General features: G+C 56.6%; 24 protein-coding genes. 12 read left to right on the top strand and 12 right to left on the bottom strand.

The window, feature by feature from the left end; translation table 11 throughout:
* Window positions 1–85: 85 nt before the first annotated feature.
* Together EXR70_04975 and nth are read right to left on the bottom strand one after the other, a co-directional pair.
* The gene (locus tag EXR70_04975; protein MSP37824.1) at window positions 86–1,033 is read right to left on the bottom strand and encodes an NAD(P)-dependent oxidoreductase; all 948 of its coding nucleotides are present in this window, start codon (window positions 1,031–1,033) and stop codon (window positions 86–88) included.
* 27 nt (window positions 1,034–1,060) lie between these two features.
* Window positions 1,061–1,699 (bottom strand): endonuclease III, encoded by a 639-nt coding sequence (nth, locus tag EXR70_04970; protein MSP37823.1) that lies wholly within the window; start codon window positions 1,697–1,699, stop codon window positions 1,061–1,063.
* Between the two features lie 61 nt (window positions 1,700–1,760).
* On the opposite strand from nth, the gene EXR70_04965 reads away from it, so the two are divergent.
* Window positions 1,761–2,105, top strand: a complete 345-nt coding sequence (locus tag EXR70_04965) for a hypothetical protein (protein MSP37822.1) — start codon at window positions 1,761–1,763, stop codon at window positions 2,103–2,105.
* A 12-nt stretch (window positions 2,106–2,117) separates the two neighbouring features.
* Window positions 2,118–3,173, top strand: coding sequence for a PA0069 family radical SAM protein (locus tag EXR70_04960; protein ID MSP37821.1), 1,056 nt, complete (start codon window positions 2,118–2,120; stop codon window positions 3,171–3,173).
* Window positions 3,174–3,267: 94 nt separating this feature from the next.
* On the opposite strand, the gene EXR70_04955 is transcribed toward EXR70_04960, so the two are convergent.
* Both EXR70_04955 and EXR70_04950 read right to left on the bottom strand, forming a co-directional pair.
* The gene (locus tag EXR70_04955) at window positions 3,268–4,383 is read right to left on the bottom strand and encodes an NAD-dependent epimerase/dehydratase family protein (GenBank protein ID MSP37820.1); all 1,116 of its coding nucleotides are present in this window, start codon (window positions 4,381–4,383) and stop codon (window positions 3,268–3,270) included.
* Between the two features lie 111 nt (window positions 4,384–4,494).
* Window positions 4,495–4,860 carry a VOC family protein gene (locus EXR70_04950; GenBank protein MSP37819.1) on the bottom strand — a complete coding sequence of 122 codons (366 nt, stop codon included), beginning with the start codon at window positions 4,858–4,860 and terminating at the stop codon, window positions 4,495–4,497.
* A 133-nt stretch (window positions 4,861–4,993) separates the two neighbouring features.
* On the opposite strand from EXR70_04950, the gene EXR70_04945 reads away from it, so the two are divergent.
* From EXR70_04945 to EXR70_04925, 5 genes are all read left to right on the top strand, one after another.
* Complete coding sequence (locus EXR70_04945; protein MSP37818.1) at window positions 4,994–6,307, top strand: MFS transporter; 1,314 nt, start codon at window positions 4,994–4,996, stop codon at window positions 6,305–6,307.
* Between the two features lie 38 nt (window positions 6,308–6,345).
* On the top strand, window positions 6,346–7,485 hold the full coding sequence (locus EXR70_04940) for an MlaE family lipid ABC transporter permease subunit (protein ID MSP37817.1): 1,140 nt from the start codon (window positions 6,346–6,348) through the stop codon (window positions 7,483–7,485).
* A gap of 3 nt (window positions 7,486–7,488) precedes the next feature.
* Entirely contained in the window at window positions 7,489–8,250 is a 762-nt protein-coding gene (locus tag EXR70_04935; protein MSP37816.1) for an ATP-binding cassette domain-containing protein, read from the top strand.
* Between the two features lie 21 nt (window positions 8,251–8,271).
* Window positions 8,272–9,330: an MCE family protein gene (locus tag EXR70_04930; protein ID MSP37815.1), complete on the top strand. Its 1,059-nt coding sequence runs from the start codon at window positions 8,272–8,274 to the stop codon at window positions 9,328–9,330.
* 71 nt (window positions 9,331–9,401) lie between these two features.
* Window positions 9,402–10,016, top strand: coding sequence for a hypothetical protein (locus tag EXR70_04925; GenBank protein ID MSP37814.1), 615 nt, complete (start codon window positions 9,402–9,404; stop codon window positions 10,014–10,016).
* 124 nt (window positions 10,017–10,140) lie between these two features.
* Here the strand turns inward: EXR70_04925 and EXR70_04920 are convergent, their stop codons facing one another.
* From EXR70_04920 to EXR70_04885, 8 genes are all read right to left on the bottom strand, one after another.
* On the bottom strand, window positions 10,141–11,535 hold the full coding sequence (locus tag EXR70_04920) for an FAD-dependent oxidoreductase (protein MSP37813.1): 1,395 nt from the start codon (window positions 11,533–11,535) through the stop codon (window positions 10,141–10,143).
* Between the two features lie 142 nt (window positions 11,536–11,677).
* Window positions 11,678–12,817, bottom strand: a complete 1,140-nt coding sequence (locus tag EXR70_04915; GenBank protein ID MSP37812.1) for an ABC transporter substrate-binding protein — start codon at window positions 12,815–12,817, stop codon at window positions 11,678–11,680.
* Window positions 12,753–13,190: a hypothetical protein gene (locus tag EXR70_04910; GenBank protein MSP37811.1), complete on the bottom strand. Its 438-nt coding sequence runs from the start codon at window positions 13,188–13,190 to the stop codon at window positions 12,753–12,755. The genes EXR70_04915 and EXR70_04910 overlap by 65 nt, the downstream gene beginning before the upstream one ends.
* Before the next feature lie 45 nt (window positions 13,191–13,235).
* Window positions 13,236–13,763, bottom strand: coding sequence for an ABC transporter substrate-binding protein (locus tag EXR70_04905; GenBank protein MSP37810.1), 528 nt, complete (start codon window positions 13,761–13,763; stop codon window positions 13,236–13,238).
* Window positions 13,764–13,997: 234 nt separating this feature from the next.
* Window positions 13,998–15,770 carry an iron ABC transporter permease gene (locus tag EXR70_04900; GenBank protein ID MSP37809.1) on the bottom strand — a complete coding sequence of 591 codons (1,773 nt, stop codon included), beginning with the start codon at window positions 15,768–15,770 and terminating at the stop codon, window positions 13,998–14,000.
* A 181-nt stretch (window positions 15,771–15,951) separates the two neighbouring features.
* The gene (locus tag EXR70_04895; protein MSP37808.1) at window positions 15,952–17,169 is read right to left on the bottom strand and encodes an ABC transporter substrate-binding protein; all 1,218 of its coding nucleotides are present in this window, start codon (window positions 17,167–17,169) and stop codon (window positions 15,952–15,954) included.
* A complete protein-coding gene (locus EXR70_04890; protein MSP37807.1) occupies window positions 17,100–17,861 on the bottom strand; it encodes an extracellular solute-binding protein in 762 nt (253 codons plus the stop codon). The genes EXR70_04895 and EXR70_04890 overlap by 70 nt, the downstream gene beginning before the upstream one ends.
* A gap of 21 nt (window positions 17,862–17,882) precedes the next feature.
* Complete coding sequence (locus tag EXR70_04885) at window positions 17,883–18,113, bottom strand: hypothetical protein (GenBank protein ID MSP37806.1); 231 nt, start codon at window positions 18,111–18,113, stop codon at window positions 17,883–17,885.
* A 302-nt stretch (window positions 18,114–18,415) separates the two neighbouring features.
* Between EXR70_04885 and EXR70_04880 the strand changes: the two genes are divergently transcribed.
* The 5 genes from EXR70_04880 to EXR70_04860 all read left to right on the top strand — a co-directional run bounded on the left by EXR70_04880 (window position 18,416) and on the right by EXR70_04860 (window position 26,335).
* Window positions 18,416–20,179, top strand: coding sequence for a hydantoinase B/oxoprolinase family protein (locus EXR70_04880; GenBank protein ID MSP37805.1), 1,764 nt, complete (start codon window positions 18,416–18,418; stop codon window positions 20,177–20,179).
* A 90-nt stretch (window positions 20,180–20,269) separates the two neighbouring features.
* On the top strand, window positions 20,270–22,321 hold the full coding sequence (locus tag EXR70_04875) for a hydantoinase/oxoprolinase family protein (protein ID MSP37804.1): 2,052 nt from the start codon (window positions 20,270–20,272) through the stop codon (window positions 22,319–22,321).
* Window positions 22,322–22,491: 170 nt separating this feature from the next.
* The gene (locus tag EXR70_04870; protein MSP37803.1) at window positions 22,492–23,610 is read left to right on the top strand and encodes an extracellular solute-binding protein; all 1,119 of its coding nucleotides are present in this window, start codon (window positions 22,492–22,494) and stop codon (window positions 23,608–23,610) included.
* 110 nt (window positions 23,611–23,720) lie between these two features.
* Window positions 23,721–24,839 (top strand): extracellular solute-binding protein, encoded by a 1,119-nt coding sequence (locus EXR70_04865; protein ID MSP37802.1) that lies wholly within the window; start codon window positions 23,721–23,723, stop codon window positions 24,837–24,839.
* Window positions 24,840–24,898: 59 nt separating this feature from the next.
* Window positions 24,899–26,335, top strand: coding sequence for a UbiD family decarboxylase (locus EXR70_04860; GenBank protein MSP37801.1), 1,437 nt, complete (start codon window positions 24,899–24,901; stop codon window positions 26,333–26,335).
* The last annotated feature ends 28 nt before the right edge of the window (window positions 26,336–26,363 follow it).

Here is a 26,363-nt window from a genome sequence, read left to right as displayed (position 1 = left end):
GCGTTCTATGCGGCCAATATTCCAAATCTCAAGACGGGCCGGTCTCGCGCTTCGATCGCGCGCGGTGCAACGACAGCTCTTGTTATTAAAGTATCGTGATGCCCTGATGTAACGTTGGATAAGCGAGTTGGCCGACGAGTTCTCTTTTCATCCGGCTGGTGTCGGCGACTACGGAAGTCATGCCCATGGCGATCATGTCGTGGGTGAGCGGCGTGCCGGAGTGGCACATGGCCGCGACGGTTTCGCAGATTGCCGCCGCGGCGTGAAAGCAATATTCCGGTAAACGGCGCGCTGGTGGATAGCCCCAATGCTCTGCCAGCCGATCGAGAAAATCCTGCAACAACAGAGGCTGATCGTCGCACAGATTGTAAATGCCGGAGAGGTTTTCCTTGTCGATGGCGACGCGGACGATGTTGAGAAAATCCGGCAGGGCGAGCAGATGCAGCCAAACCGGCGCGCGCCAAATCGCCATCAAGCGCCAGCGCATCAGCCATCTAGCTGCTTCGATCAATTTCACTTCCCGCCCGTAGATCACGCCGGCGCGCAGAACGATCGGCGTCATTGACCGTTCGGCACAAGCGTCAAACAAATATTTCTCCGCCGCCAGCCGCGTGCGCGCGTGGAGCGACTTCGGTTCGACATGCAATTCGCCTTTTGCCGGATTGTCCGGCGTGGTGTTTTCTTCGACGTGGGGAAAGCTGACAAGAATAAACTTTTTCACGTGGCCGGCGGTGGCCGCGTCGATAAGATTTTGCGCGTAGACAGTATTGGTCCGGTGCAAAAATTTTTCTGGACGTGGCTGGAACAGAACGCCGGCGAGGTAAACGATGCAGTCGATATCTTCACAAACGGTTCGCAGCGACGCCGGATCGTCGAGATCGGCGCGGACAATTTCCGCGTTGGCATTGGTTGGCAAAGCGAAGGGCAGGGGGCGCTTGTGCGTGAGCAGGCGGAGACGATGCGCAGTCGTCAGTAGATGCTTGGTCAGCTGAGAGCCGAGATTGCCTGATGCGCCGACGATGAGGATGTTCACGGAGTGTTGCTCAGATTGGGAAAAACGTCACTGGCTTTTTGTCTTCGCCGGAAACGGACAAAGGTCTTTGATCGTGCACTGCGGACATTTCGGTTTCTTCGCGACACAGACGCGCCGGCCGTGGTACTGCAAGAGGTGGCAGAAACGGACGCGCTGTTTGGCGGGGACGATTTGCATTAGGTCGGCTTCGATTTTGTCCGGGTCGGGTTTGCTCGTGAAGCCCAAGCGCTGCGATAGGCGCATGACGTGGGTATCGACGCCGATGGTTTGTTGACCGAAGCCGTTGCCGAGGACGATATTTGCCGTCTTGCGACCGACGCCCGGTAGGCTGATCAGGTCGGCGAAATTGCCGGGCACTTGGCCGCTGAATCGTTCCACCAGTTGCACGCAACAGTTGTGAATCGATTTGGCTTTGTTGCGGTAGAAGTTAATCTTGCCGATCTGTTTTTCTAACTCGGGCAGCGGCAGGTTGGCGTAGTCGGCGGCGCTGCGGTTGGCTTTGAACAGTTCAGGCGTGATCTTGGTGACTAGATCGTCGCGCGCTTGGGCGGCGAGGATCAGGGCGATCAACAATTCCAGCGGACTCGTGAAGTCGAGGGCGAGCTTGGCGTCGGGATGGACTTTTTCCAGACGATCGATGATTTTCTTGACGTTGGTTTCGGTCATTTTGGTTTTGGTGAAAAATATGGTAGCAAAAAGCCTGTCATAAAGGGAGGAAAATCGAATAATGGATGCCAACGCTACGACCACGGCGAAACAGAACATTCGCCTGCTCTTGAAAAAGAAGGCCGAAATCAATGCCGCGAAGCCCAATCGGAAGATTGTTCAAAGAGTTCAACGCAAGGTTAAGCTGCTTAAACGCGAAACCCGCGCGCTTGCCGGCGCGAAGAAGTTAGCCGCTGCGAAAGTCACAGCTGAAGCCGCCGCCAAAGAGGCTGCAGAAAAAGCCGCTGCCGCCAGCGCAGCAGCTGCTGCAAAGGCCGCTGCCGCCGCGGAAGCTGCAAAGGCGGCTGAAGCTGCGGAAGCTGCAAAGGCCGCTGAAGCTGCCACAGCAGCGGAAACGCCGGCCTAAGCACTCTGCGCCATGAAAACGCCGCCTCCTCTGCGCGGCCGCGGCTCGGCGAGCAATCCGAAGAACCGCTTCGAGACGATCGAGCGGGTGCCCGAGCCGTCAGAGGAGTACGACGAGATCTCCGCTCCGCACACGCAGTTTTTCCCAGACGGTTCCAAGTCACTGATCGCCTACAACGACAGCCCCGATGTCGGCTTCGACGCCAGTATCAATCCCTACCGCGGCTGCGAACATGGTTGCGTTTACTGCTATGCCCGGCCGACCCATGAGTATCTCGGTTTCTCGGCGGGCTTGGACTTCGAGACCAAGATCATGGTCAAAGAAGATGCTCCGGAGCTGCTGCGCAAGGAATTATCGAGTCGCAAATGGCAACCGCAGCTGCTCGGCATTAGCGGCGTCACCGATTGCTATCAGCCGGCGGAAAAACGCTATCAGCTCACCCGACGCTGTCTGGAAGTTCTCTTGGAGTTTCGCAATCCGGCGGTGATCGTCACCAAGAATCATTTGGTCACCCGCGACATCGATATACTTTTGCAATTGGCGCAGTTCGACTGTATCGGTGTGACGATTTCGCTGACCACGCTGGATGCCAAGCTGGCATCGGCGCTCGAGCCGCGGGCATCGAGTCCGGCGCGCCGTTTGGCGGCGATTCGCAAGCTTGCCGACGCCGGCGTACCGGTGGGTTACTTACAGGCGCCGATGATTCCCGGCCTCACCGATGCCGAAGCGCCGGCGATTGCCTTGGCCGCCAAGCAAGCCGGCGCGACTTTTTCCGGCTACGTGGCGCTGCGGCTGCCGTTCGCCGTAAAAGATTTGTTCGAGCAATGGCTCGACCAACACTATCCCGATAAAAAAGAAAAAATCCTCCACCGCGTGCGTGAAATCCGCGGCGGCAAGCTCAACGATCCGAACTTCAAATCGCGCATGCGCGGCGAGGGGATTTATGCCGAGCAGATGGCCAAGCTATTTCAGCTGGCGCGCAAGAAGTCGGGCATCACCGAGCGCTGGCCGCAGCTGACGACGGAACATTTTCGCCGGCCGGGGAAGGATCAGTTGAGTTTGTTTTAATGCTGTGGAGGGATCTCTACTCGGTCTTAAAACAGTGACCCATAACATGAGTTCATTTGCGCACAAATAATTTGGCGCGTTAGTTTACCACGGCTCACTGTCGCAGCCCCCAGCCGCGTTCGTCACCCATTACAGTCCAGATGCCCAGCGGACCAAGGTGCGCCATTATTTCGTCCAGTGTCAAGTATCCGACACAAGGAAAGGCTCCCAAGGCCGGCGGTCCGTGGTCGAGAATCTTTTTCGTTAGCACGATGGCCGCTGCGCTCGGTGTCGCGGGTCCGTCATCATCGGTGACGATAGCGATGTTGCGTTCGATCAGCTGGTCGTTGTGGTTCTTGCCACTCAACCATACTGCCAATGAGCCGTTCTTCGAACCGTAAGAGTAGAGCATGAGAGAAAGGTTCGAGAACAAAGGCGCGTACCGCGGCAGGCGCTCAAGGGCAAATAGTTTTCTCAGCAATGCGATAGTCGAAAGAGCGTAGTTAAAAACATTTAACTCTACGCCCGCATAAAATCTAACTGTTCGAGCATTCCAAAGTTTTGGGAACAACTCGAGATCCGGAACATCGCAGTTGTGAACTCGGCGAGATCCTACCGGCGGAGGAAACTCACGATATTGACTATCGCCCCAGCCAAGGACGGTAATCTCTTGAGTATTCTCAATAACAGTTACTGGCCGACCCAAATAACTCAGGATCGCCGCGATCGTCGATGCGCCTCTGGGGTTTTGATTTCCAGGACTGAGTCCAATGGCAATTCGATTGATGTTCGAGAACTCCGGTGAAAGCTCCTTTATCAACGCGCAGGTGATCGCCGGAACAGAGCTAACTCCGGAGCTAACAAACACGCGTTGTCGCCGCGCAACCTGATCAAGAGTGCTAATACCGGCGACGAACTGACGCGCGTCGGAGAGATCGAGGTAGTGGCTTCCCGCCTCGATGCATAACTTTGCAACGCTGTAATCTCGATTCTGGAACGGGCCGGCCGTGTGAATGACAATGTGTGAGTGACGTATGGCTTGACGAAGTGAGTTTTCGTCATCCAGATTACAGGGAACGAAGTCAGCGTTTATCGTTCGCGCAAAATTCTCGCCGACATCACGGTTCCTGCCTGTTACTCGAACCCGGGCTTGGGAATGTTGGGCCAGAGCTTTGCTGATCCGGGAGCCAAAGGTTCCATATCCGCCAAGAACCGTTACCGTACTAAGCATTCCCTTACTTTGCCGAATTCATACTATGACGCCGCCGTATGCCGCAGGTTCGTTTGGCTAGTGTAAACGTTCAGACAATTGCACCGATAGCAACTGGCAGACTTCCGTAATTTAGTCGCAGTAGTATTCGATCTGATAGCCGTTGGGGTCGGAGATGTAAAAGGCGCTTTTGCCGCGCCGGCCTTCGATGGCGACGTTGTGCGCCTGGCAAGTTTGCTCCATTCTTTTCAACGCCGCCGCGCTGACTTTGAAGCCGAGATGTTCCAACCCTTGATTCGCCGTGCGCCGGCGGGAGCTTTTCACGAAGTTCAATAAATCACCACTACCGGGCGTGGTGAGAAAAATCATGGTCGGCGGATGCCGAAACGCGACTTTCAGGCCCAAGACTTTGATGTAGAACTCTTCGGTTTTCTTTAGGTCGCGCACTTTGAGCGCGATGTGGCTCAGACCTTTTTTCGCCATGGCTTGAACTCCCATGTTCGTGGTTTGTGTTCGTGCTCGTCAGATGTCTATAACCCGTTGGTTCTCAAGTATTCAACTGAAATCTGTTGCTTTCAAAGCGCGCCGATCCTTGGTAGTTTAAAAACTCTTGCTTCCTGGTGGTTCTGTTTTGAATTCGCACGCGTCATCCTCGTCAACTTCTAGGCCAAAAATTTTCTACGGCTGGTACATTGTCGGTGTCGGTTTTCTTTCCCATCTCGCCTGCGCGTTTCATATGTCGAGCACGCTGAGCGTGTTTCTCAAGCCGATGACCGAAGACTTGGGAGTATCCCGCGGCACGTTTTCATTGCTGCGCTCCGGCGAAATTCTCATTTCTGGCGCGCTGGCGCCGCTGGTCGGCCCGCTGGTCGATCGCCTCGGCGGGCGTTGGCTTATGGCCGGTGGCGCGCTTTCGGCGGTGATCGGTTTTCTCTGGATGAGCCAGGTCGGCGTTTTTTGGCAGTTCCTGATTTTGCGTTGGGGCCTGGTCGCCATCGGCGGCGTCTTCATGTGTCACATGGTCGTCGGCGTGACCGTGTCGCGCTGGTTCGTGCGCAAACGCGGCCGGGCCATCGCCATCGCCAGTTTAGGTCAAGGCGCTGCGAAAGTTTGTATTCCGGTCGTCACCGCGAGCCTATTTGCTTGGGTCGGTTGGCGTTTGACCTGGTCGGTCTTCGGCGTCGTGACTTTGTTCTTGGTGGTTTTCCCGGCGCTGATTTTCATGCGCCGCAGCCCGGAAGATATGGGACTGTGCCCCGATGGTAGCGCCGACGAACCAGATGCTGCCGCTGCGACAAAATCTCCTGACGATGGCAGGAGCAAAGATCATGGATCTGCCGAGGAGACCCTCTGGAGTTGGCGGGAAGTTATTCGCACGCGGACTTTTTGGGTGATCTGTTTTATCTACGGCATGGTCAACATCGGCATCGCCGGTTTGAATCTCCATGTCTTCGCCTACGTGACCGATGCCGGTTATTCGACCATCGTCGCCGCCACCGTGCTCAGCATCATCGCCTCGGCGCAGTTGGGTTCGACGTTGATTTGGGGATTTGTCAGTGAGCGCATGGCGATCCGCTACGCCACCATGGTGATGTTCTTGGTGCAGTCCGCCGGCTTGGCGCTGGTGTTGGTGAGCCGCCATCTGGTGCCGCTGTACGGCGGATTTTTCTTGTACGGCATCGGCCTTGGCGGCGGCTGGGTGTTGCAAGAAATCATTTGGGCGAGCTGCTTCGGCCGCGTTTCACTCGGCGTAGTGCGCGGCTTGGGCATCTTCGTCACGTACGCATTCGGCGCCGCGGGCGCGCCGTTTTTCGGTTTCGTGCACGATGTCAGCGGCAGCTATCAGGTGTCGTTCGTTTCCTTCGTGATCGCGTTGCTGGTATCGGCTTGCTTAAGTTTGGCGGTGCGCACGCCGCATAAACCGCTAGCGGTTGACCAAGACTAAAGACAGCGCATAATGATCGCAGTCTCGCACCGCCCGGTATGAATGCATCGGAAAAACAGTTCGTCCAATTCCGTTCGGAGATCTCCGGCGACGATGGGGTTAAGTTGATAATCGCCGGCCGCCTCGATTCGACCACCACCGGCACCGTCTGGCGCGACGCCATGCAAGTGCTCGCCCGCGGCAAAGCCGCGACGGTCATCGTCGATGCCTCGGGCGTCGAATACTGCGATGGCGCTGGCATCGCGCTATTGATTCACCTGCGTCATCAGCAAAGCGCCCGGGGCGGTCAGCTGGAAATTCACGGCTTGCACTCGGAGTTCCAAGAACTGCTGCACGACATCACCGGCGGTCAAACGTTGGCGACGAGTGTTCCGATTGAAAAAGACCAACGCTTTGCCGAGCAGCTCGGCCAGGCGGTGGTCGAATTATTACAAGACATTCGCGTGGTGATCAGTTTTGTCGGCGAACTGTTTCTCGCCATGGCGCATGCCGCGCGTCATCCGCGCCGGGTGCGCTGGCTCGATACGCTCAAGATCGCCGAGGCGCTGGGCGTCGATGCGCTGCCGATTATTCTCTTAATCGGTTTTCTCATGGGTTTGATCATGGCATTCCAAGCAGCGATTCCGTTGGGCCAATTCGGCGCGCAGATTTTCGTCGCGAACTTGATCGGCCTGGCGATCCTGCGCGAGCTCGGCCCGTTGATGACCGCGATTGTTTTAGCCGGCCGCTCGGGCTCGGCCTTCGCCGCCGAAATCGGCACCAAGAAAGTGCGCGAGGAGATAGACGCGCTCAAAACCATGGGCTTGGAGCCGGTGCGTTTTCTCGTCGTGCCGCGCGTCATCGCCGCGCTGGTGATGACGCCGTTGCTGACCGTGTTCGCCGATCTGGTCGGTTTGATGGGCGGCGCCGTCGTTCTCCTTTCCCTCGGTTTCCCGCTGATTACTTTTTTTCACCAACTGCAATCGGCGGTCTCCTACGGTTCGCCGGTGGGCGGCCTCGTCAAATCATTTTTTTTCGGTATTCTAGTCGCGGCGATCGGCTGCCTGCGCGGTCTGCAAACTAAGAATGGCGCCAGCGCGGTGGGCGAGTCGACCACCCGCGCGGTGGTCAGCGCGATCGTTTTGATCGTCATCACCGACGGAATTTTTTCCGTGATCTATTATTATCTGTGGGTGTGAGCGATGGCGGGTGAGAGCATCATTCAGGTTGAGAATTTTACCGCTGCTTACGATGACGAGATCATCTTGAGCCGAGTGAGTTTCGAGGTTTACGCCGGCGAAGTGTTCGTCATTCTCGGCGGCTCGGGTTGCGGCAAAAGCACCTTGCTAAAACATATGATCGGCCTGTACCGGCCGGCGGCGGGCACCATTCGCATCGACGGCGCCGATGTCGTCGGTGCCGAGCGCCAAGAGCGCAGCGAAATCTTGCGCAAGTTCGGCGTCATGTATCAGAGCGGTGCGCTGTTCGGTTCGATGACGCTGTTGGAAAATATCTGTTTGCCGCTGGAAGAGTTCACCGATCTGCCGCCCGAGGCGATTCGTTTGATCGCCTTGATGAAGCTCAAGCAGGTGGGCTTGGACGGTTTCGACAGTCATGTACCGGCGGAATTGAGCGGCGGCATGCAGAAGCGCGCCGCCATCGCCCGCGCCATGGCGCTCGATCCACGGATACTCTTTCTCGACGAACCGTCGGCGGGTTTGGATCCGATCACCTCGGCGGAACTCGACGAGTTGATCGTCAGCCTGTCGCGCAATCTGAAAATGACCTTCGTCATCGTCAGCCACGAGTTGCCGAGCATCTTCGCGATTGCGGACCGGGTGATTATGTTAGATAAAAAAGTCAAAGGGATCGTCGCCACGGGTAAGCCCAATGAACTGCGCGATCATAGCGATAATCCTTGGGTGCGGCAATTTTTCTCGCGCCAAGCTTCGCTTAATGGGTGATCGCCCGCGTTAGCACGGCCAATGCAAAAACTCAGTTACTTTAAAATCGGATTGTTCGTCATCGCCGCGTCGCTGATCGCGGTGGTGGGCGTGATCGTGCTCGGTGTCGGCACGGTCTTTCGACACGATACTTTGCTGGAGACTTATGTCGACGAGTCGGTGCAAGGCTTGGACGTCGGCTCGGCGGTGAAATTTCGCGGCGTGCCGATCGGCAAGGTGGAAAAGATCACTTTGACCAGCGCCGAATATTCTACTCGCAAGCGCTACGTGTTGGTGCGCGTCGGCATCGCGCCGACGATGTTTCATTTCGCCGGGGCAGGGCTCAATCAGGCCGGCTTCAAGTTGGAGGTGGATCGCGGCTTGCGGCTGCGGTTGGCGGCTCAAGGCTTGACCGGCGTGGCGTATATCGAAGCCGATTACGCCGACCCGCAGCGCAATCCAGCGTTGGAAATCGACTGGCAGCCGATCTACCCCTACATACCGTCGACGCGCAGCCGCATCACCCAGTTGAGCGAATCCTTGGAGAAAATTCTTCGCAGCTTGGAAAACGTCGACCTCGGCCGGTTGGTCGACGGTATGGAGAAATCTTTGGGCACCATCACCAAGGTTGCTGAGAGCGTGAAGTTCGAAAAGTTGAGCGGCGAGGCGGTGGCCTTTCTCTCGGAAGTGCGCGAGACCAACCGCCAGCTCAAAGAGCTGGTCGGCGCCCAAGAATTCAAAAGCGCGGCGAGCGACGCCGCAGCGGCGGCGAAGGGGGCGCGGGCGATCATCACTAGCGCCGAGAAGCCGATGCAGCAGTTGCTCGCCGACTTGCCGCAAGCTTCAGAGAGCATGACGCGGCTGATCAAACGGCTCGATGGGATCTCCGGCGAGCTGCCGGAGACCAGCGCGCAGTTGCGTCAGTCCTTGCGGCGCTTGAACCGCCTGCTCGCCAGCCAGCAAAATGAAATTCAAAATACCATGGAGAATATTCGCTCGATCTCGGAAAACGTCAAAGAGCTGAGCGAGGATTCCAAACGATTCCCGTCGCAAGCGATCTTCGGCGCGCCGCCGCCGCAGTCGGAGGCGGTGCGCAAATGAGTCAAAAAATTTAACCGCAAAGAACGCAAAGTACGCAAAGAAAGAAATTGGTGAACAAAATAAACTCAACAATGAATAATTTGTTTCTTTCATCGCTGTTGTGGGTCGTGTTGGGTGTTGTCTCCGGCTGCGTCAGCGTGGAGAAAAGTTATCCGGACAAACGTTACTTTGTGCTGGAAGCGAGCCGCGCTGAAAGTGCGGCGACTGCGAAGACCGGCGGTGTGCTGCTGGTTTCGACGTTGCGCGTTTCACCGCGTTATGACGGACGGAGTTTTGTCTATCGGCGCGGCGATGGCAACTTCGAGTCGGACTTTTATCATCAGTTTCTGGTCGCGCCCGGCGCCTTGCTCAGCGAAGAAGTGCGCCGCGCTTTGGCCCAGGCGCAAGTGGCGCAGTACGTCATTGGCGCCGCCAGCCAGCTGGAGCCGACGCATAATTTGGAGGGCAGCGTCGACGCGCTCTACGGCGACTTTCGCGATCTCAACGCGCCGAAGGCGGTGTTGGAGATGGAATTTTTCTTGAGCAAAGAAACTCCGAGCAAGGCCGAGATCGTCACGCGCAAGCGTTACGTCAAAGCGACGGCGGTCAACGGTCGCACGCCGGAAGCGTTGGTCAAAGGTTGGAACGATGCTTTGAATGAGATTCTTGCCGCGCTGATCGTTGATCTGAAAGCGGTGAGCTTCTAATTTGTTGTGAGAAATTGATTCACCACGAAGAGCACGAAGTTTGCAAAATAATTTATCCGAAACCTTCGTGTCCTTCGTGGTGAAAATGATCTTACTCCCCTAGCAGAATACTTCGATTCGAAACCTACTTCGTCTCAGCCGCGCTTTCGCCGGCTAAAATTCCCGTTACAATCGCCTGCATCAGACCGCCGGTGTAGCCGCCGCGCTGGCCGCCCATTAGACCGCCGATGGCGTCGCCGGCGGCGAACAGGCCGGCGATGGATTTTTCTTCTTGGTTCAGAACTTGGGCGCGACCGTTGATGGCGACGCCGCCCATTGTAAAAGTGATGCCGGAGACGACGCGCAAGCCGTAGAGCGGCGCGCGCAGCGCTTTCGGTTTGCCCGTGCGCGTCACGGTTAATGCCTTCGCATCGTTCGTTTCTACCGCGCGATTGTAATCCTCGACAGTTTTTTTCAGTTTTGCGCGATCGATGCCGAGCGCTTGCGCCAGGCCTTCGACGGTCTCGTGGGAAAATATTTCGGCGCCGTTGTCGATTATCCATGGATTGGGCGCGGGAATTTTTAGCGACGCGGACGACGGGTTGTCCTTTGACGCGGCCCAAGACTCGCGATCGAAAATCAAAGTCGCGCCGGTGGGATCGTCGCTGCGCGCCAGATCGTTGGCCACCGCGACATCGCCGCGGCCTTCGTCGACAAAGCGCTGGCCGGTGGCATTGACGAGCATGCCTTCGTCGACAAATGAATCTAAACGCGGGTAGGGCCAGAAGCGGTCGTCGCTAAGCGCTTTGCGCGCGATCAGATGGCCGTAGAAATATTTGAGATTGACCGCTTTGGCGCCGACTTCCAGCGCCATGCGCAGACCGTCGCCGGTGTCTTGCTTGGAGCCGCGTAGTTTGCAGCGGTCGGCGTGGGAGCCGATATATCGTTTCACCAATTCTTTGTTGGCGCTGAAACCGCCGGTGGAGAGAATCGTCGCGCGACTACGCAATTCAATTTCTCGACCGTTCTGTTTACCGACGAGGCCGACGACGCGGTTGTTCTCGACGATCAGCCGCACGCCTTCCATGCCGTTCATATAGCGGCCGCCGAGTTTTAAGAACTGTTTTTTGAGACTGGCGATGGCGCGCGGGCCGACATCCTTTTTGTAAACCGGGCCGTAGGAAATCTCGCTCTCTTGCTGGAGCCAAATTCTTCCCGGCGCGGTCTCTTCGATGGCGACGCCGACAGTCGGCAACCAATCGATGGCGCGGCTGCACGTCGCCGACCAAGACTTGACCAAGTCGGGATAGGCGACGCCTTCGGACATGACGAAATCGTGCAGCTCTTTGGCATCGGTCTTCGGACTCTTGCCGCCGGCGCGCAGGCTGCCTGACGCCATCAAGACGTTGCCGTCGCCTAGTTCGCCGTTACTTTTATCGACGAGTAAAACTTGCGCGCCTCGTTCGGCGGCACGGACCGCGGCGGTGAAGCCGGCGAGGCCGGCGCCGACGATGACAATGTCTGAGTAGAGTGGTTCCATGGATTTCTCTTCCAATTGTCACAGTTATTAGAGCGAAACACATGATTCACCACGGAGGTCACGGAGTACACAGAGGTCTAGAAAATAGATTTTCCGAACTTCGTGCTCTCCGTGTCCTCCGTGGTGAATCAAGTCTTTCAGTCTATGGCAGCTTATAGCCCAACTCCTTCGCCACTTCGGTTGCTAGGCGGTCGTCGGCGACTTCGGCGAAATTTACTTTGCGGTCGACGAAACGGCCTTGGGCTTGGAGCGAACGAACCAGGTTGTCGATGCCGGCGCGATTGGGCAGACCGCTGGGATTCAATGTCGTCAGAAACGCGTCGTAAGTTTCTCCGGCGCCGTCCTTGTCCATTTTCAAAAGCCGCATGATCAATTCCACTGTTCGTGGTTTCGACTTGCGTACTTCGTCCTTGGCGACTTGCAGCGCGCGGATGACGCGCCGCGTTTCGGCGGGGCGCTCTTGTATGGTTTTCACCATTGCGGTCAAACCGCCGCCGGGCATTTCCACCATGGCGCCGACGTCCAAGATTTTGTGAAAGCCTTTTTTCGCCGCGGCAAAAATATGCGGCGGCGACATCAGCGCGGCCTCGACGAAACCGGATTCGAGCGAATAGTAAATTTGCAGTTGCTGGCCGGGAATCGCCACCATGACGTAATCTTTCGGGTTGGCGCCGGACTTTTCCAGGGCGATGAGCAACGCGACATGATTGGTGCCGCCGACGCCGCCCGACAGCGCGATCTTTTTGCCTTTGAGTTCTTGTAGCGACTTATACTGTGGCGCGCTCTGCAGCCAGTAGGAAATGCGATCCGAAGAAAACCAAATCGCCCGCGACGGCAAACCGGTAAGCGTCGCGGCGACCGACGCCGGCCCGACGCCGGCGACATAATCGATGTCGCCTTGATTCATCGCGGCGGCGCCCAGCGGTGGGCTCATGACGACGATTTCGACGTCGAGTCCGTTCTCTTTAAAGACGCCCCAATCGCGCGCGGCCAACAGCGGCAGCGCGGTGATGGTCAGGCCGGCGTTGGAGATGCGCACCTTGGTGCGTTTGTCTTGGCTTGTTGCCGGGAGAGCGTTGAGAATTGTTAGAAGTAGTGCGGCGCAAATGTGCCAGACTAATTTTCGCGGTGATAATCGACTCATGACTGTCCTTAACGCCCTCACCCTCGCCCTCTCCCATCGGAATGGGCGAGGGGAAAGACTTCGATGGCGGGGATTACGGAATCTTGTAGCCCATTTCTTTCGCCACTTCGGTGGCGAGGCGGTCGTCGGCGATTTCATAAAAATTTACTTTGCGGTCGACGAAGCGGCCTTGTTGCTGTACCGACTTCACCAAGATGTCCATGCCGATGCGCGTGGGGATGCCGCTTGGGCTGAGGGTGGTTAAAAATTGCTCGTAGGTGTCGGTGGCGGCTTCGCGATCCATGCGCAGCAGCTTGACGATGAGGTCTAATGTTCGCGACTTGGATTTACGGATTTCTTCCTTGGCCATTTGCAGCGAGCGGATCACGCGTTTGGTTTCCACCGGTCGTTCTTGAATCGTCTTCGCCAGCGTGGTCAAGCCGCCGCCCGGCATTTCCACCATGGCGCCGACATCGAGAACTTTGCTAAAGCCTTTTTTTTGCGCGCCCAAAGTCACCGGCGGCGACAGCACGGCGGCGTCGACGTAACCGGATTCGAGAGAGATGAGCTGTTGGATTTATTGGCCGCCGATGGTTACTAAGACGAAATCTTTTGGATTACCGCCGGCTTTATCCACTGCCATGTTGAACGCGATATGCACCGTGCCGCCCAAACCGGTGACGGCGACTTTTTTTTGCTTGAGGCTTTCGAGAGTTTTGTACTGCGGTTTGGCCATCAGCCGGTAGGAAATACGATCGGATGAAAACCAAATCGCGCGGGTGGCGAAGCCGGTCATCGTCGCATTCACCGAAGCCGGGCCGACACCGGCTTGATAATCGATATCGCCTTGGGTCAACGCCGCCGGCACTAGGTTGGACTGCATGAGAATCACTTCCATGTCCAAGTTGTTGGCGTTGAAGATGCCCCATTCCTTGGCGGCGAGAAGAGGCAGCGCCGTGATGGTGAAGCCGGCATTCGAAATTCTCGTCTTGCCACGCCGTTCTTGCGCCGGGCCGTGATTGGCTGAGAGCAGCGCCAAAATTATCGCGATGAGTAATGAAATCATTTTTCCACGCTGCGCCAACTTTTGCTCCATGTTAGTCAACGACTCTCGCTGAAATCTAGCCAAAAAATTCTAAGCACGAAAGAGGCCCCGCGGACCGAAACTCGAAATTCGAAACAAATCCAAAATGATGAAAAACTCAAAATTCCAAACTAACTCGATTCGGACTCGAGGTTTTGGATTTTCCGGGTTTGGGATTTATTTGTATCTGAGTTTGTTTCGGATTTCGATATTCGGATTTCGGATTTGTTTCGCTGGATGCTTGACGCGGTAACATTACACTGCCCGCGTGCCGATGCCGGAGCGTTGGGCGACGATCCAATAGAGCGCAATGATCGGCACTAAAATACAAAGCATGACTAGCGTCAACGCCGCGGCTTGGCCGAAACCGCCGTTGAGCCATATGCTCCAGACCACCACCGGCAGCGTGGTGTTTTCCGACCGTGACAATAAGACCGCGAGAGTCAGCTCACGATAGGTAAGGAGCGCGATCCAGAGCCAGCCGTAAAGGATCGGCGGCGTTAGGATCGGCACGAGAATGCGCCGGACCACGTTCCAGGTGCTGCTGCCGGCGACGTAGGCGGCTTCTTCGAGTTCGCGATGGATTTGAATCAGTGAGCTGTTCATCATGCGCGTGCCGTAGCTCAGACGGACGATGATGTAGAGCAAGAGCAGCAGCCAAATGGTGCCGTACAGCGGGATATAATTTTTCAAGACGAACAGCGCCAGCAGCACGGCGCCGATGGCAAAAATAATGTTGGGCACGGCGTGAGGTAGAAAGGCGAAAAAATCAAAGATGAAACGGCCGCGGATTTTCGACCGTAGCACGACCCAGGCGAAGATCAGGCTGACGATCACCGTGATGGTCGGCGTGAGCAGCATCAAAATCGACGTGTTGGCGATACCGCGCAGGACCAGATCCCAAGGCAGGCCGTAATAGTTTTGCATGGAGGTATGCGCGAAGGCTTCCGCCGACGGCATCTCAAAATATTTTAACAGCGAGGCCCAGACCAGCATGGCGAGGGGAATCAGTTTGCTCAGGACCAGATACGCGCCGACGTAGAGCCAGGCGAGAATCGCGCGTCGGCCGAGTTTGACGATCTTCGGCTGGTAGGCTTTGCCGGTGATGATTTCATATTGATGGCTGCGGCTCTGCACGCGGGCGTACCACCAACCCAAGCCGGCGGCGAGAACAATGCCCATGATGCTGAAAGTCGCGCTCAAGCCGTAGCGCGGCAAACCTTCCTGGGGACTGACGAGCAGATACATGTAGGTGCTGAAAGTAAAAATGCGGTTCGACCAGCCGATGATCGCCGGCACGTCGAAGGCGGATAGACCGACGGTGAAAATATAAATTCCGGCGGCGAGGATGCCCGGCCAGATGAGCGGTATCGTCACATTCCAAATCATCCGCGTGGTGCTGGCGCCGCTGGCTTCGGCGGCTTCTTCGAGCTTGGGGTCCATGGCGCGGAAAGCGCCGGCGGTCATGATGAAGGCGACTGGAGTTAGATTGAGCCCCTGCACCCAGCCCATGCCGGTGATCGTCGTGATGCTGATCGGCGCGTCGATGAGGCCGAAGGCGTCTTGCAGCCATTGATTGACGATGCCGATGCGCGGATGAAGCAGAAACAGCCAGCCCATGGCGACGGCGAAGCCGGGAATCAGCAAGCCGACGGTCATGAACGTCAGCAAAATAGTTTTCCCCGGAAAGTCGGTGCGCTCGACCAGCCACGCGGTGGGCAGGCCGAACATAAACGACACGACCAAGGCGATGAACGAGAAACAGGCGGTGTTCCAGAGAACTTTATAAGTGAAGGGCTCGGCGAAAACCGTCAGATAGTTTTTCCAGGAATATTTAGTGATCGGATCGATGGGCGAACCGTCGAAAAAACTCAACCACAGCACCACCGCCAAAGGCGCGAGTATGAGCAGGCTGACAAATGACGCCACCGCGACCATGGCGATCGCCCAAGGATCGGCTTGGCCGGATTGCCGAGAGAATTTTTGGGTGAAAAGTTTGACCATGATCTGTTGTGGAGTCGGAGACAATCGTCTGTCGGAATCCTGCTAACTTCCCCCTTTGGAAAAGGGGGAACGAGGGGGATTTGAACCCTGTGCAGATAACAAAACCCGCTCAGGAAAATCCCCCCTTACCCCCTTTTTCAAAGGGGGGATTAAATGAGAATTTCGCAGGGCGGCGTGTGCGATGTCAGTTGCAAGTTCGTTGAACTCATTTCTGCGTAACGATTTTGACCATTTCTTCGGAGACCTTTTCGATCTCGGGGTTGTTGGCGACCCATTCCAGCGTCGGCACGAAGAATTTTACGCCTTGTTTCTCTAGCGCTCGGACCTTTTGTCCCAATTGGGATTCGGGAAACAGATAGAGATCGGAAAAGTCGCTTTCCCAGAGCAGTTTTTGCGCTTCCTTGGTCAACATGAATGTGGTGAAGAGCTTGGCGGCATTGGGGTTCTCAGCGTTCTTGGGAATGTTCAAATAAAAATGGCGTACCATGGCGGCGTCACGGGCGACGTTATGTTCCAGAGGCGCGCCTTGGGCTTGCAGTTCGAAGGTTCGTGCGCCGTTGCAGTCCATCACCAAAGCTAAAAATTCGCCGGTGACGACCCGGTCCATCTCATTGCAGCGGATCAGGCCGGCGACCTGTTTGGAAAATTGCTTGACGTAATCGAGGGCGGCGTCGCGGCCCCATAATTCTTTGGCGGCGAGCAGGTTCAAGCCGGTGACGTACGGCGTTGACGCGAGCTTACCTTTCCAGAACGGTTTCAAAAAATCTTTGAGGGTTTTTGGCACTTCGTTTTTCGGCACGCGATTTTTATTGTAGGGCGTGCCCGGCAAACCTGAGAAGACGCGCAAGCTCTGGCCGTCGCCTTCGACCATTTGATTGGTGATCCGGCCGGGCAAGAGTTTTTGCCATTCCACCGTTTGGAAAATTTTCCGGTTGACCAACGGCACAAGATAACTTTCGGCACCGATGTAAATATCGCTGACCGCCAGTTGTCCGGCCGCCAATTCGGTGGCGATCTGGCTACCCATCGCTGGCATGGACGGTCCGGGAGTGAAACCGATCTTCACCGTGCTGCCGAACATTTTGTTCATCGACTGTTCGTAGAGCGCCATTCTCTTAGTTCCGCCCAAGGTGCCTTCGCCCCAGCTGAGTTTGAGCTTGCCTTCTTTGTTGGCGTCTTGGATCACCTTGGTGAGCGCCGGCGACCATTGGGGCTGGGCAGCATAACTAGATCGGACCGATAGGACGGATCCGACGGATAAGACGAATATGAAAAAATAATCAGCTCTTTTGCGCATAACAGCTCCTTGTTGAGATCCCTCGCTCGTGCTCGGGATGACCGCGCTTCGCGCGGTCATTTCTGGGTCATGATCTTGACCATCTCTTCGGAGATCGCGTCGATCTCTGGGTTGGCCGCGACCCATTCGAGGGTCGGCACGAAAAACTTTACGCCGCGTTTCTGCGCCGCGCGCACGCGCTCGCCCATGTGCGATTCGGGGAACAGATACATGTCGGAGAAGTCGCTGTCCCAAAGTTGTTTCTGGGCCTCCTTGGTCAGCATGAACGTCGCGAATAGTTTGGCGGCGTTGGGATGTTCGGCGTTTTTGGGGATCGCCAGCATGCGATGGCGCAGCATGGCGCCGTCGCATGCGATGACATGCTCGACCGGCGCGCCGTGGGCTTGGGCTTCAAAAGTCTGCGATCCGGAACAGTCCATGACGAAGCTGAGAAATTCGCCCGAGGCGACCCGATCGATCTCGTTGCAGCGGATCAGTCCGGTCACTTGCTTCGATAGCTGCCGGACATATTCCAGCGCCGCTTCTTTGCCCCACATCTCCTTCGATGCCAGGATATTTAAACTCGTCACATAGGGAGTCGATGCCAGTTTGCCCTTCCAAAAAGGTTTGAGCATGTCCTTGAGAGTCGTCGGCGTTTCGTTTTTTGGTACGCGCTTTGTGTTATAGGGCATTCCCGGAATGCCGGTGTACACCCGCAAACTGGTGCGCTCGCCTTCGACCATTTCGTTGGTGATCCGGCCGGGCAAAAACTTCGGCCAGTCTACTTCGTAAAATATTTTGCGCTTGACTAGCGGCGTGAGATAGCTGTCGGCGCCGATGTAGACGTCCGACGCGGCGGACTAACCGGCAGCGTATTCGGTTGCGATCTGGCTGCCGACCTGGGGCATGGCGGCGCCTGGGGTGAAGTTGATTTTGATATCGGTGCCGAACATCTTGTTGATCATCACTTCATACTTGGCCGCGCCCTTGGTGCCGCCCAAGGTGCCTTCGCCCCAGAGCAGTTTGAGCTTGCCCTCTTTGTTGGCGTCTTTGATCAAGGCCGACATGGCCGGCGACCATTGGGCGGCCATTAACGGGGCGGAAAGCCCACAGAAGAGGACGCAGCAAGGTAGAATTCGCAGCAATCGTTTCATTTTCGCTCCCGCTAAAACCTTGCTGGTCTATACCTGTCAGACTTACCACCTGTCAACCAAGAGTGACCCGGAGGGCGTATGCAATATGCCCCTACGATTGGGAGGGGATCAGCTCGCAGTCCGTCATTTCGCGCGGCGAGAAATCTTTCTTGGCCGCTGTAGCGCGAAAGAATTCATTGGCGAATGGATAGCTTGCTTGACAACTTTTTGCTTACTTGAAAGAGTCGCTGAATTGCTAGATGACCCATGACATCGATATGAACTCCAGTGCCACAAATGAGGCGGCCAACAGGCCGCCGGTCGACCCCATTACCCTCGAAGTGATCCGCCACGGCATCATTTCGATCTGCGATCAAATCGACGCCAACATGACGCGCACGGCGTTTAGCCCGTATATTTACGAGTACAAAGATTATGCCGTCGGTTTTGTCAGCGCGAGCGGCGAATTGATGGCCCAGTCCACCGGCGGCATGCCGGTGTTTGTCGCCGACTCGGTCGGCGCGGCGGTGAAAGACGGCTTGGAAGTTTACGGCCGGGAAAATCTGCACAAGGGCGATGTCATCGTCTGCAACCACGCGGCGATCCAAGGGCAGCATTTGAACAACACCGTCATGTACACGCCGGTGCTGGGCGGCGCCAAGGGCGATGAGCTGATTGGTTTTTTCGCTGTCAACTGCCACTGGATCGACATCGGCGGTTCGGCGATCGGCTCGGTTTCCTATTCTTCCACCGACATTTTCATGGAAGGTTTGCAGCTCCGTTCGATCAAACTTTGGTCCAAGGGTGAGCCGCTGGAAGAAGTTTACCGCATTATCGAGAACAACACGCGTTTTCCGTTAGAACTTCTCGGCGACATCGAAGCGCAGCTCGGCGGCTGTTTTCTCGGCCGCGATCTTACGCAACAGATGGCGGACAAGTACGGCACGAAAGTTTTTCTCGGCACGTTGGCGGCGATACTCGATCAATGCGAAGCGGCGACCCGGGAAAAGATCCGCGCCATCCCCGATGGGGTTTATCAACACGAGGCGTTTCTCGACAACGACGGCGTACGCGATGAGAAAATCCCCATTCGTGTCAAAGTCATCGTCGCCGGCGATGAACTGACCGTCGATTTCAGCGACATGTCGCCGCAGGTCAAAGGCTGCGTCAACTCCGGTTTCTACGGCGGCGGGCGTACCTGCGTGCGGGTCGCGTTCAAATATTTGATCGCCACCGGCGAGCCGGCCAACGAGGGTACCTTTCGGCCGGTGAAAATGATTTTGCCCGAAGGCAAATTAATCAGCGCCGAAGCCACCGCGGCGATGGGACTCTACAGTATTCCATTTCCCACAGTCATCGATTGCATCATCAAAGCTTTGGAGCCGGCGCTGCCCGAACAAGTTACCGGGGCGCACTTCGGGACGTTTTCTTCATTAAGTTTCGCCGGCAAGCGGCAGGATAGCGGCGCGGTGTTCAAGGCCAACGACAGCGGCCACGGCGGCTGGGGCGCCTGCGCGACCCACGACGGCGCCGGCCCGTTTCGCACCATGGCCCATGGCGACACGCGGCTGATTCCCATCGAGCTTCAGGAGTCGATGTATCCGTTTCGCGTCGAGGAATTTCGTCTGCGCCAAGATTCCGGCGGCGCCGGCAAGTGGCGCGGCGGTTTGGGCTTCGAAAAGCAATATGTTCTGCTCGCGCCCTGCGAGCTGTGGGCCAACTTCGACCGCATTGGCTGCCCGCCCTGGGGCGTGCAAGGAGCCAAGCAGGCGAAGTCGGGCCAGGTGCTGATTTTTAAAAACGGCGCGCAGGAGCCGGAGCTGCTCTACAAAACCGAAAATCGTCCACTCACTACCGGCGACCGTGTGCGCATGTCGACGGGCGGCGGCGGCGGCTACGGCGATCCGCAGCTGCGGCCGGTGGAATTAGTCGAGCGCGATGTGATTCGCGGCTTCGTTTCAACTGACAGCGCGCGCGACGATTACGGTGTTGTCATTGATAATGATGGCAATGCGCGGAGATAAGATAGTTTTTAGTTTTGAGTGTTTAGTTTTTAGTGGCCGGAAACTCAAAACTTGAAACTAAAGACTCAAAACTTAGATTTGGAGTTATAGATGTCCTACGCCATCGCCGTCGATATCGGCGGCACCTTCACTGATTTAGTCGCGTTCGATCACGAGACGCAAAAAGTTTTGTATTCGAAGAGCCCAACGACCTATGACAATTTAGTCGACGGCATTCTCGATTGTTTTAACAAAGCGCAACTCAAACCGGCGCAGGCGTCGATCGTCAATCACGGTACGACGCTGGTGATCAATTCCTTGATCCAGCGCAAGGGCGCCAAGACCGCGCTGGTGACGAGCAAAGGCTTTCGCGATATTCTCGAAATCGCCCGCGGCAACCGGCCCGATCCCTTCGATCTGCACTATCAGCGCGATGAGCCGCTGATTCCGCGCGAGCTGCGTTTAGAAATCGCCGAGCGCATGGGCAGCAAGGGCGAAGTTGTGACACCGCTGGATGTCGCCGGCTTGGAAAAACTCGCCGGCGAAATCAAGAAACTCGGCGTCGAGTCGGTGGCGGTGTTCTTCATGAACTCTTACATCAATCCGGCGCACGAAGAAGTCGCCGCGGAAAAATTAAAAGAGTTGTTGGCCGATACCTACGTCACTTTCAGCACCGACCTGACCCGCGAGTGGTATGAGTACGAGCGCTGTTCGACAGTCGCCGCCAACGCTTACGTCGGGCCCCAGGTGAGCACGTACATTCGCCGCTTGGACAATGATTTCAAACAGCAAGGCTTTGGCGGCTCGTTGTTCATGATGGGTTCCAACGGCGGATTGCTATCGACCGATCGCACTTGCCGTCAACCGATCGGCTTGGTTGAGTCGGGCCCCATCGGCGGCTGCATCGGCGCCGGCGCCTACGCCGACAAACTCGGCTTCAAAAACGTCGTCGCCTTCGACATGGGCGGCACCACGGCGAAATGCGCGCTGGTGGAGAACGGCCGCTTCTCGGTCAACTCGCTCTACTACGCCAACGGCTACGTCAAAGGCTTCCCAATTAAATCGGCGGTTATCGACATCGTCGAAGTAGGCTCGGGCGGCGGTTCCATCGCTTGGCTCGATTCGCAAAAGCGTTTGCACGTCGGACCGCAAAGCGCCGGCTCGACGCCGGGGCCGGTGTGCTACGGCCGCGGCGGATTGGAACCGACGATTACCGATGCCAATCTCGTGCTCGGTCGTCTCAACGCGGCGAACTTTCTCGGCGGCGAGATGCCGCTCGACGTGAGTGCGGCGCAAAGCGCGATTGCCGAGCGCATCGCCACGCCGCTCGGCTACGCCGGCGAGAGCGGCATGGTGCAGATGGCCGATGGAATTATTTCCATCGCCACCGTGATCATGGCCGGCGCGATCCGCAAAGTGTCCGTCGAGCATGGCCTCGATCCGCGCGACTTTATTCTTTTCAGCTACGGCGGCGGCGGGCCGCTCCATTCTTCGGCGCTGGCCCATGAATTATCGATCCCAACGGTGGTTATTCCGCCCGAGCCGGGAAACTTTTCCGCGATTGGCATGTTGCTCGCCGACGCGCGTATAGACACTTCAAAAACCTTCGTCGGCATTCTCGACGACAAATCTGTGCCGAACATGGCGGAGGCTTTCGCCACCTTGGAAAAAGATGCCGCTGTGGCGCTCGCCAGCGAGTTTGGCACCGGCGATGTGTTTTTCGAGCGGCACGCCGAGATGCGCTATCGCGGCCAGCGCCATAACATCAAAGTTCCGGTTTCCGGTTTGCAAGACAAAGACGCGATCCGCGCGGCCTTCGAGCGCGACTACAAGCGGCGCTACGGCCACGCGGATGCCAAAGCGCCGGCGGAGTTTCAGGCGCTGCACTTATCTGCTTTCGCGCGCTTGAAGCAACCCGATGTCACGCGCTTGCCGCGCACGGCGACGCCGGCGGAAACCGCGCAAACCAGAAAAATTTACATCGGCAACGCCGGCGGCTGGCTCGATGCGAAGATTTATCACCGCGACGCGTTGGAACCGGGATTTACGGCGATGGGTCCGGCGGTGATCGAAGAGTATGGTTCGACGACGATCATTTGGCCCGGCGATAAGTTCGCCATCGGCGCGCTGCGCGAGATTACGATTTCCTGCGCGGCGAAGTAGGCTTCGGTTTCTACTCGTCATTTCGGCAATGGTGGAATGCGGCTTGCGCTGATCGCTGCGCGATGTCAACCCGGATCACCCCCTCCTTCATCCTCCCCCGCGAGCAGGGGAGGATGAAGGAGGGGGATTCCTAGCAAAGACGCCAAGTCAAAAAACAGGAACCGGAGATCATGCTGAAACAATTTTTACCGTTTCTATGTTTTATACTGCTGATTGCGTTCAATTGCAGCTATGCCGCGCAAGCCAAACCTGCCTGGCAGCTGGAGTGGAAAAAAACTGTCGAAGCGGCGAAAAAGGAAGGCCAAGTCGCGGTCTACATCAGCGGCTATGAAGAGATACTCGCTGAATTTCAAAAAGAGTATCCGGAGATCAAAGTTGTTCCGACCACCGGTCGCGGCGCGCAGGTGGGCCAGAAATTACTCGCCGAGCGGCGCGCCGAAAAATATCTTGCCGATATCGTCAGCGCCGGCGGCGTGACGACTTATCAGCAGTTGTTTCCCGCCAAGGTTTTCGATCCGATCAAGCCCGCGCTGCTGCTGCCGGAGATAACCGACACTTCGAAGTGGTACCAAGGCAAGCATCATTACTCCGATCCGGAAAATCAACACATCTTCAACTATGTCGCCACGGCGACCTATGGCTCGATCAGTTACAACTCGAAATTGATCAACGTGAAGGATTTCAAATCCTACTGGGATCTGCTCGCACCCAAATGGAAGGGAAAAATCATTTCGCGCGATGTGCGCGTGCCCGGCACCGGCTCGGGCAATGCGCGCCTGTTTTACTATCTGCCTGACGTCGGGCCACAATTTATCAAGAGATTGTACGGCGAGATGGACGTGACGCTGTTCCGCGATTATCGTCAAGGCACCGACTGGCTTGCCGTGGGGAAGGCGGCGATCTGTTTTTTTTGCGAGGCGGATATTTCCAAGCAGCAAGGCTTGCCGGTGGATACATTTGGACCGGGCGTGTTCAAAGAAGGCGCCGGCTTGGTCACGCAGTTTGGCACTCTCGGTTTGGTCAACCACGCGCCTCATCCCAACGCCGCGAGAGTTTTCATCAATTGGCTCTTGTCGCGCAAAGGCCAGTCGACGCTGCAGAGAATCATGTTGCCGACGGAAAATCCCATCGATTCGCTACGCATCGATATTCCGAAGGATGACGTGCCAATATTGCAACGCCGCTTCGAAGGCGTGAAGTACCTCGACACCAGTCGGCCGGAGTGGCAGGAGATGAAGCCGATCTTGGACGTCATGAACGAAGCGCTCAAGGCGGCGGGGAAGAATTAGTCCGAAACCTTGGCGTCTTTGCGCCTTGGCGAGAGATAAATCCGGATTCGGACGGAGTGTTTTCTCGCAAAGACGCAAAGGCGTTCAGTAAGGGGAAAAAGTCGGAGCATATGTTCAGAAGATTATTCCCGATCGTGTGTCTTGGTCTTTTATTTATCATTAACGCCGCCCTTGCCGCGCAACCGAAACCTGCCTGGCAGCAGGAATGGGAGAAAACTCTCGACGCGGCGAAGAAGGAAGGGCAGATTGTTGTTTACATCAGCGGCTATGAATCTATCCTTCAAGACTTCGAGAAAGAATTTCCAGAGATTAAAGTCGTCGCGGTGACGGGCCGCGGCAATCAACTCGGGCCGCGGCTGCTCGCCGAGCGGCGGGCGGGAAAATATATCGCTGACGTGTCGAGCACTGGAGCGAATCCCAATTACCAGCAATTTCACGCCGCGAAAGCGCTCGATCCGATCAAGCCGGCGCTGATCCTTCCTGAAGTCACCGATCAATCGAAGTGTTATCAAAAGAAGCATCAGTATTCCGATTCGGAAGGACAATATGTTTTCAACTACGTCGGCTCGGCGACCTATGGCGCGGTGAACTACAACACCAAGCAAGTCGACGCGAAGGATTTCAAATCCTACTGGGATTTGCTCAACCCCAAGTGGAAGGGCAAGATCGAGGCGCGCGATATTCGCGAGGCCGGGCCGGGCGCGGGCAACACGCGCTTCTTCTACTATCATCAGGATCTCGGTTCCTCATTCATTCGCAAACTGTTTGGCGAGATGGAAGTGACGTTGTTCCGTGATTTTCGCCAAGGACCGGATTGGCTCGCCACGGGAAAATACGCCATCTGCTTTTTCTGCGATGTTGACGTGCTGAAGCAACAAGGTTTGCCCGTCGACACCTTCGGTCCGCGGGTGTTCAAGGAAGGTGGTGGACTGGTGCAGCAGTTTGGCACCGTCGCGTTGATCAACCGCGCGCCGCATCCCAACGCGGCGAAAGTTTTTATCAACTGGCTGCTGTCGCGCAAAGGACAGATTGCCGTGCAGCAAAGAACCGCCAAGGCGGAGAGCCCGGCGGACTCTTTGCGCATCGATATTCCCAAGGACGAAGTGCCGTTCGAACAGAAGCGGCTTCCAGATATCAAATATCTCGACACCGGCAAACCTGAATGGATCGAGATGAAACCGGTTCTCGACGTGGTCAATGAAGCATTGAAAGCGGCGGGAAAAAATTAATTGAATGGACAACGGAGAATTAGAAATGCTCGGGCGCGGTCAACATAGAGGAATCCAATATGGGAACTGAAACTTCTTTAACTTACAAAGATCTGCGCGAATACTTGGCTGCCGTCGACAAGCTCGGCGAGCTGCGCCGTGTCAACGGCGCGGATTGGGATTTGGAGCTGGGCGCGATCACTGAAGTCGCGGCGCGGGCGAACAATCCGAAAGTCGTTTTGTTCGACGAGATCAAAGGCTATCCGAAGGGTTTTCGCGTGGTGACCAATCCGGTTTGTTCGGCGGCGACGACCGCGTTGGCTTTCGGTCTCGATCCGCAATTGACCGGTCTCGACATTATTCGCGCCTGGAAAGAGCGGCTCGGCAAGCAGACGCCGATTACACCGGTGGAAGTTTCCAGCGGGCCGATCACGGAGAATTGCGACAGCGGCGACAAAGTCGACTTGCTTAAATTTCCGACGCCGCGTTGGCATGAGGAAGACGGTGGGCGCTATATAGGCACGGGCTGCATGGTGATCATGGAAGACCCCGACGGCAAGTGGACCAACGTCGGGACTTATCGTGTGTGCGTGCACGACAAAAATACGTTGGGTATTTGGATTTCACCCGGCAAACATGGAAGGTTGATCCGGGAAAAATATTGGGCCCAGGGAAAGCCTTGTCCGGTGGTGATCAGCTTCGGCCAAGATCCGATTCTCGCCAAAGTTGCGAGCTGGTATGAAGCGTGGGGTGTGTCGGAGTTGGAAATCGCCGGTTGGCTGTTCGGCGAGCCGGTAAAATATATTCGCGGCAAGGAAACCGGTCTGCCGATTCCCGCGAAATCGGAATTAGCCGTCGAAGGTTTCATCGTGCCGCCGGCGGAAGACAGCCGCGCCGAAGGACCGTTTGGCGAGTGGACCGGCTACTACGCTTCGGGCACGCGCAACGAGCCGGTGGTCAAAGTGAAGAATGTTTTTTACCGCAACGATCCGATCATCCTCGGCATGCCGCCGGGAATTTCCGGCAAGTCGGTGCCCTTGAGCGCGGCGAACATTTGGCTGGCGTTGGAAAAGGCCGGCGTCACCGACGTGCAGGGTGTGTGGGAATATCAGACGCGCTATATAACCGCGATTTCCATCAAGCAGAAATACGGCGGCCATGTGAAGCGCGCGGCGATGGCGATGCTGGGTTCGACCTACGGCTATCATCGCCGCTACGTGATCATTGTCGACGACGATGTCGATCCGTCGAACATCGACGATGTCATGTGGGCAATGGCGACGCGCTCCGATCCGGCGACGGCGATCAACATTATCACCGAAGCTTGGTCCACGCCGCTCGACCCGCGGATCGCGCCCGATGCGCGGGCGGCGCGCAATTTCACCAATTCCGTCGCGATCATCAACGCCTGCCAGCCCTATCATTGGAAAGATCAGTACGCCAAGACCTGCTACTTTCCCGAGGAGACGCGGCGCGCGGCGGCGGCGAAGTGGAAGGACATTTTAAAACTGGATTGATGGAGTTTTGGAGTAATGGAGTGATGGG

The sequence above is a fragment of the Deltaproteobacteria bacterium genome, from assembly GCA_009692615.1.
Classification (GTDB): domain Bacteria; phylum Desulfobacterota; class Binatia; order UBA9968; family UBA9968; genus DP-20.
This window is presented reverse-complemented; position numbering and strand designations above follow the sequence as displayed.

What these genes read in the sequence shown, in the direction of transcription:
- nth (MSP37823.1), bottom strand. Translation starts at nt 1,699, where the DNA reads ATGACCGAAACCAACGTCAAGAAAATCATCGATCGTCTGGAAAAAGTC.
- EXR70_04965 (MSP37822.1), top strand. Translation starts at nt 1,761, where the DNA reads ATGGATGCCAACGCTACGACCACGGCGAAACAGAACATTCGCCTGCTC.
- EXR70_04960 (MSP37821.1), top strand. Translation starts at nt 2,118, where the DNA reads ATGAAAACGCCGCCTCCTCTGCGCGGCCGCGGCTCGGCGAGCAATCCG.
- EXR70_04955 (MSP37820.1), bottom strand. Translation starts at nt 4,383, where the DNA reads ATGCTTAGTACGGTAACGGTTCTTGGCGGATATGGAACCTTTGGCTCC.
- EXR70_04950 (MSP37819.1), bottom strand. Translation starts at nt 4,860, where the DNA reads ATGGGAGTTCAAGCCATGGCGAAAAAAGGTCTGAGCCACATCGCGCTC.
- EXR70_04940 (MSP37817.1), top strand. Translation starts at nt 6,346, where the DNA reads ATGAATGCATCGGAAAAACAGTTCGTCCAATTCCGTTCGGAGATCTCC.
- EXR70_04935 (MSP37816.1), top strand. Translation starts at nt 7,489, where the DNA reads ATGGCGGGTGAGAGCATCATTCAGGTTGAGAATTTTACCGCTGCTTAC.
- EXR70_04930 (MSP37815.1), top strand. Translation starts at nt 8,272, where the DNA reads ATGCAAAAACTCAGTTACTTTAAAATCGGATTGTTCGTCATCGCCGCG.
- EXR70_04925 (MSP37814.1), top strand. Translation starts at nt 9,402, where the DNA reads ATGAATAATTTGTTTCTTTCATCGCTGTTGTGGGTCGTGTTGGGTGTT.
- EXR70_04920 (MSP37813.1), bottom strand. Translation starts at nt 11,535, where the DNA reads ATGGAACCACTCTACTCAGACATTGTCATCGTCGGCGCCGGCCTCGCC.
- EXR70_04915 (MSP37812.1), bottom strand. Translation starts at nt 12,817, where the DNA reads ATGAAATCGCCGACGACCGCCTCGCCACCGAAGTGGCGAAAGAAATGG.
- EXR70_04895 (MSP37808.1), bottom strand. Translation starts at nt 17,169, where the DNA reads ATGGGTCGCGGCCAACCCAGAGATCGACGCGATCTCCGAAGAGATGGT.
- EXR70_04885 (MSP37806.1), bottom strand. Translation starts at nt 18,113, where the DNA reads ATGGCCGCCCAATGGTCGCCGGCCATGTCGGCCTTGATCAAAGACGCC.
- EXR70_04880 (MSP37805.1), top strand. Translation starts at nt 18,416, where the DNA reads ATGACCCATGACATCGATATGAACTCCAGTGCCACAAATGAGGCGGCC.
- EXR70_04875 (MSP37804.1), top strand. Translation starts at nt 20,270, where the DNA reads ATGTCCTACGCCATCGCCGTCGATATCGGCGGCACCTTCACTGATTTA.
- EXR70_04870 (MSP37803.1), top strand. Translation starts at nt 22,492, where the DNA reads ATGCTGAAACAATTTTTACCGTTTCTATGTTTTATACTGCTGATTGCG.
- EXR70_04865 (MSP37802.1), top strand. Translation starts at nt 23,721, where the DNA reads ATGTTCAGAAGATTATTCCCGATCGTGTGTCTTGGTCTTTTATTTATC.
- EXR70_04860 (MSP37801.1), top strand. Translation starts at nt 24,899, where the DNA reads ATGGGAACTGAAACTTCTTTAACTTACAAAGATCTGCGCGAATACTTG.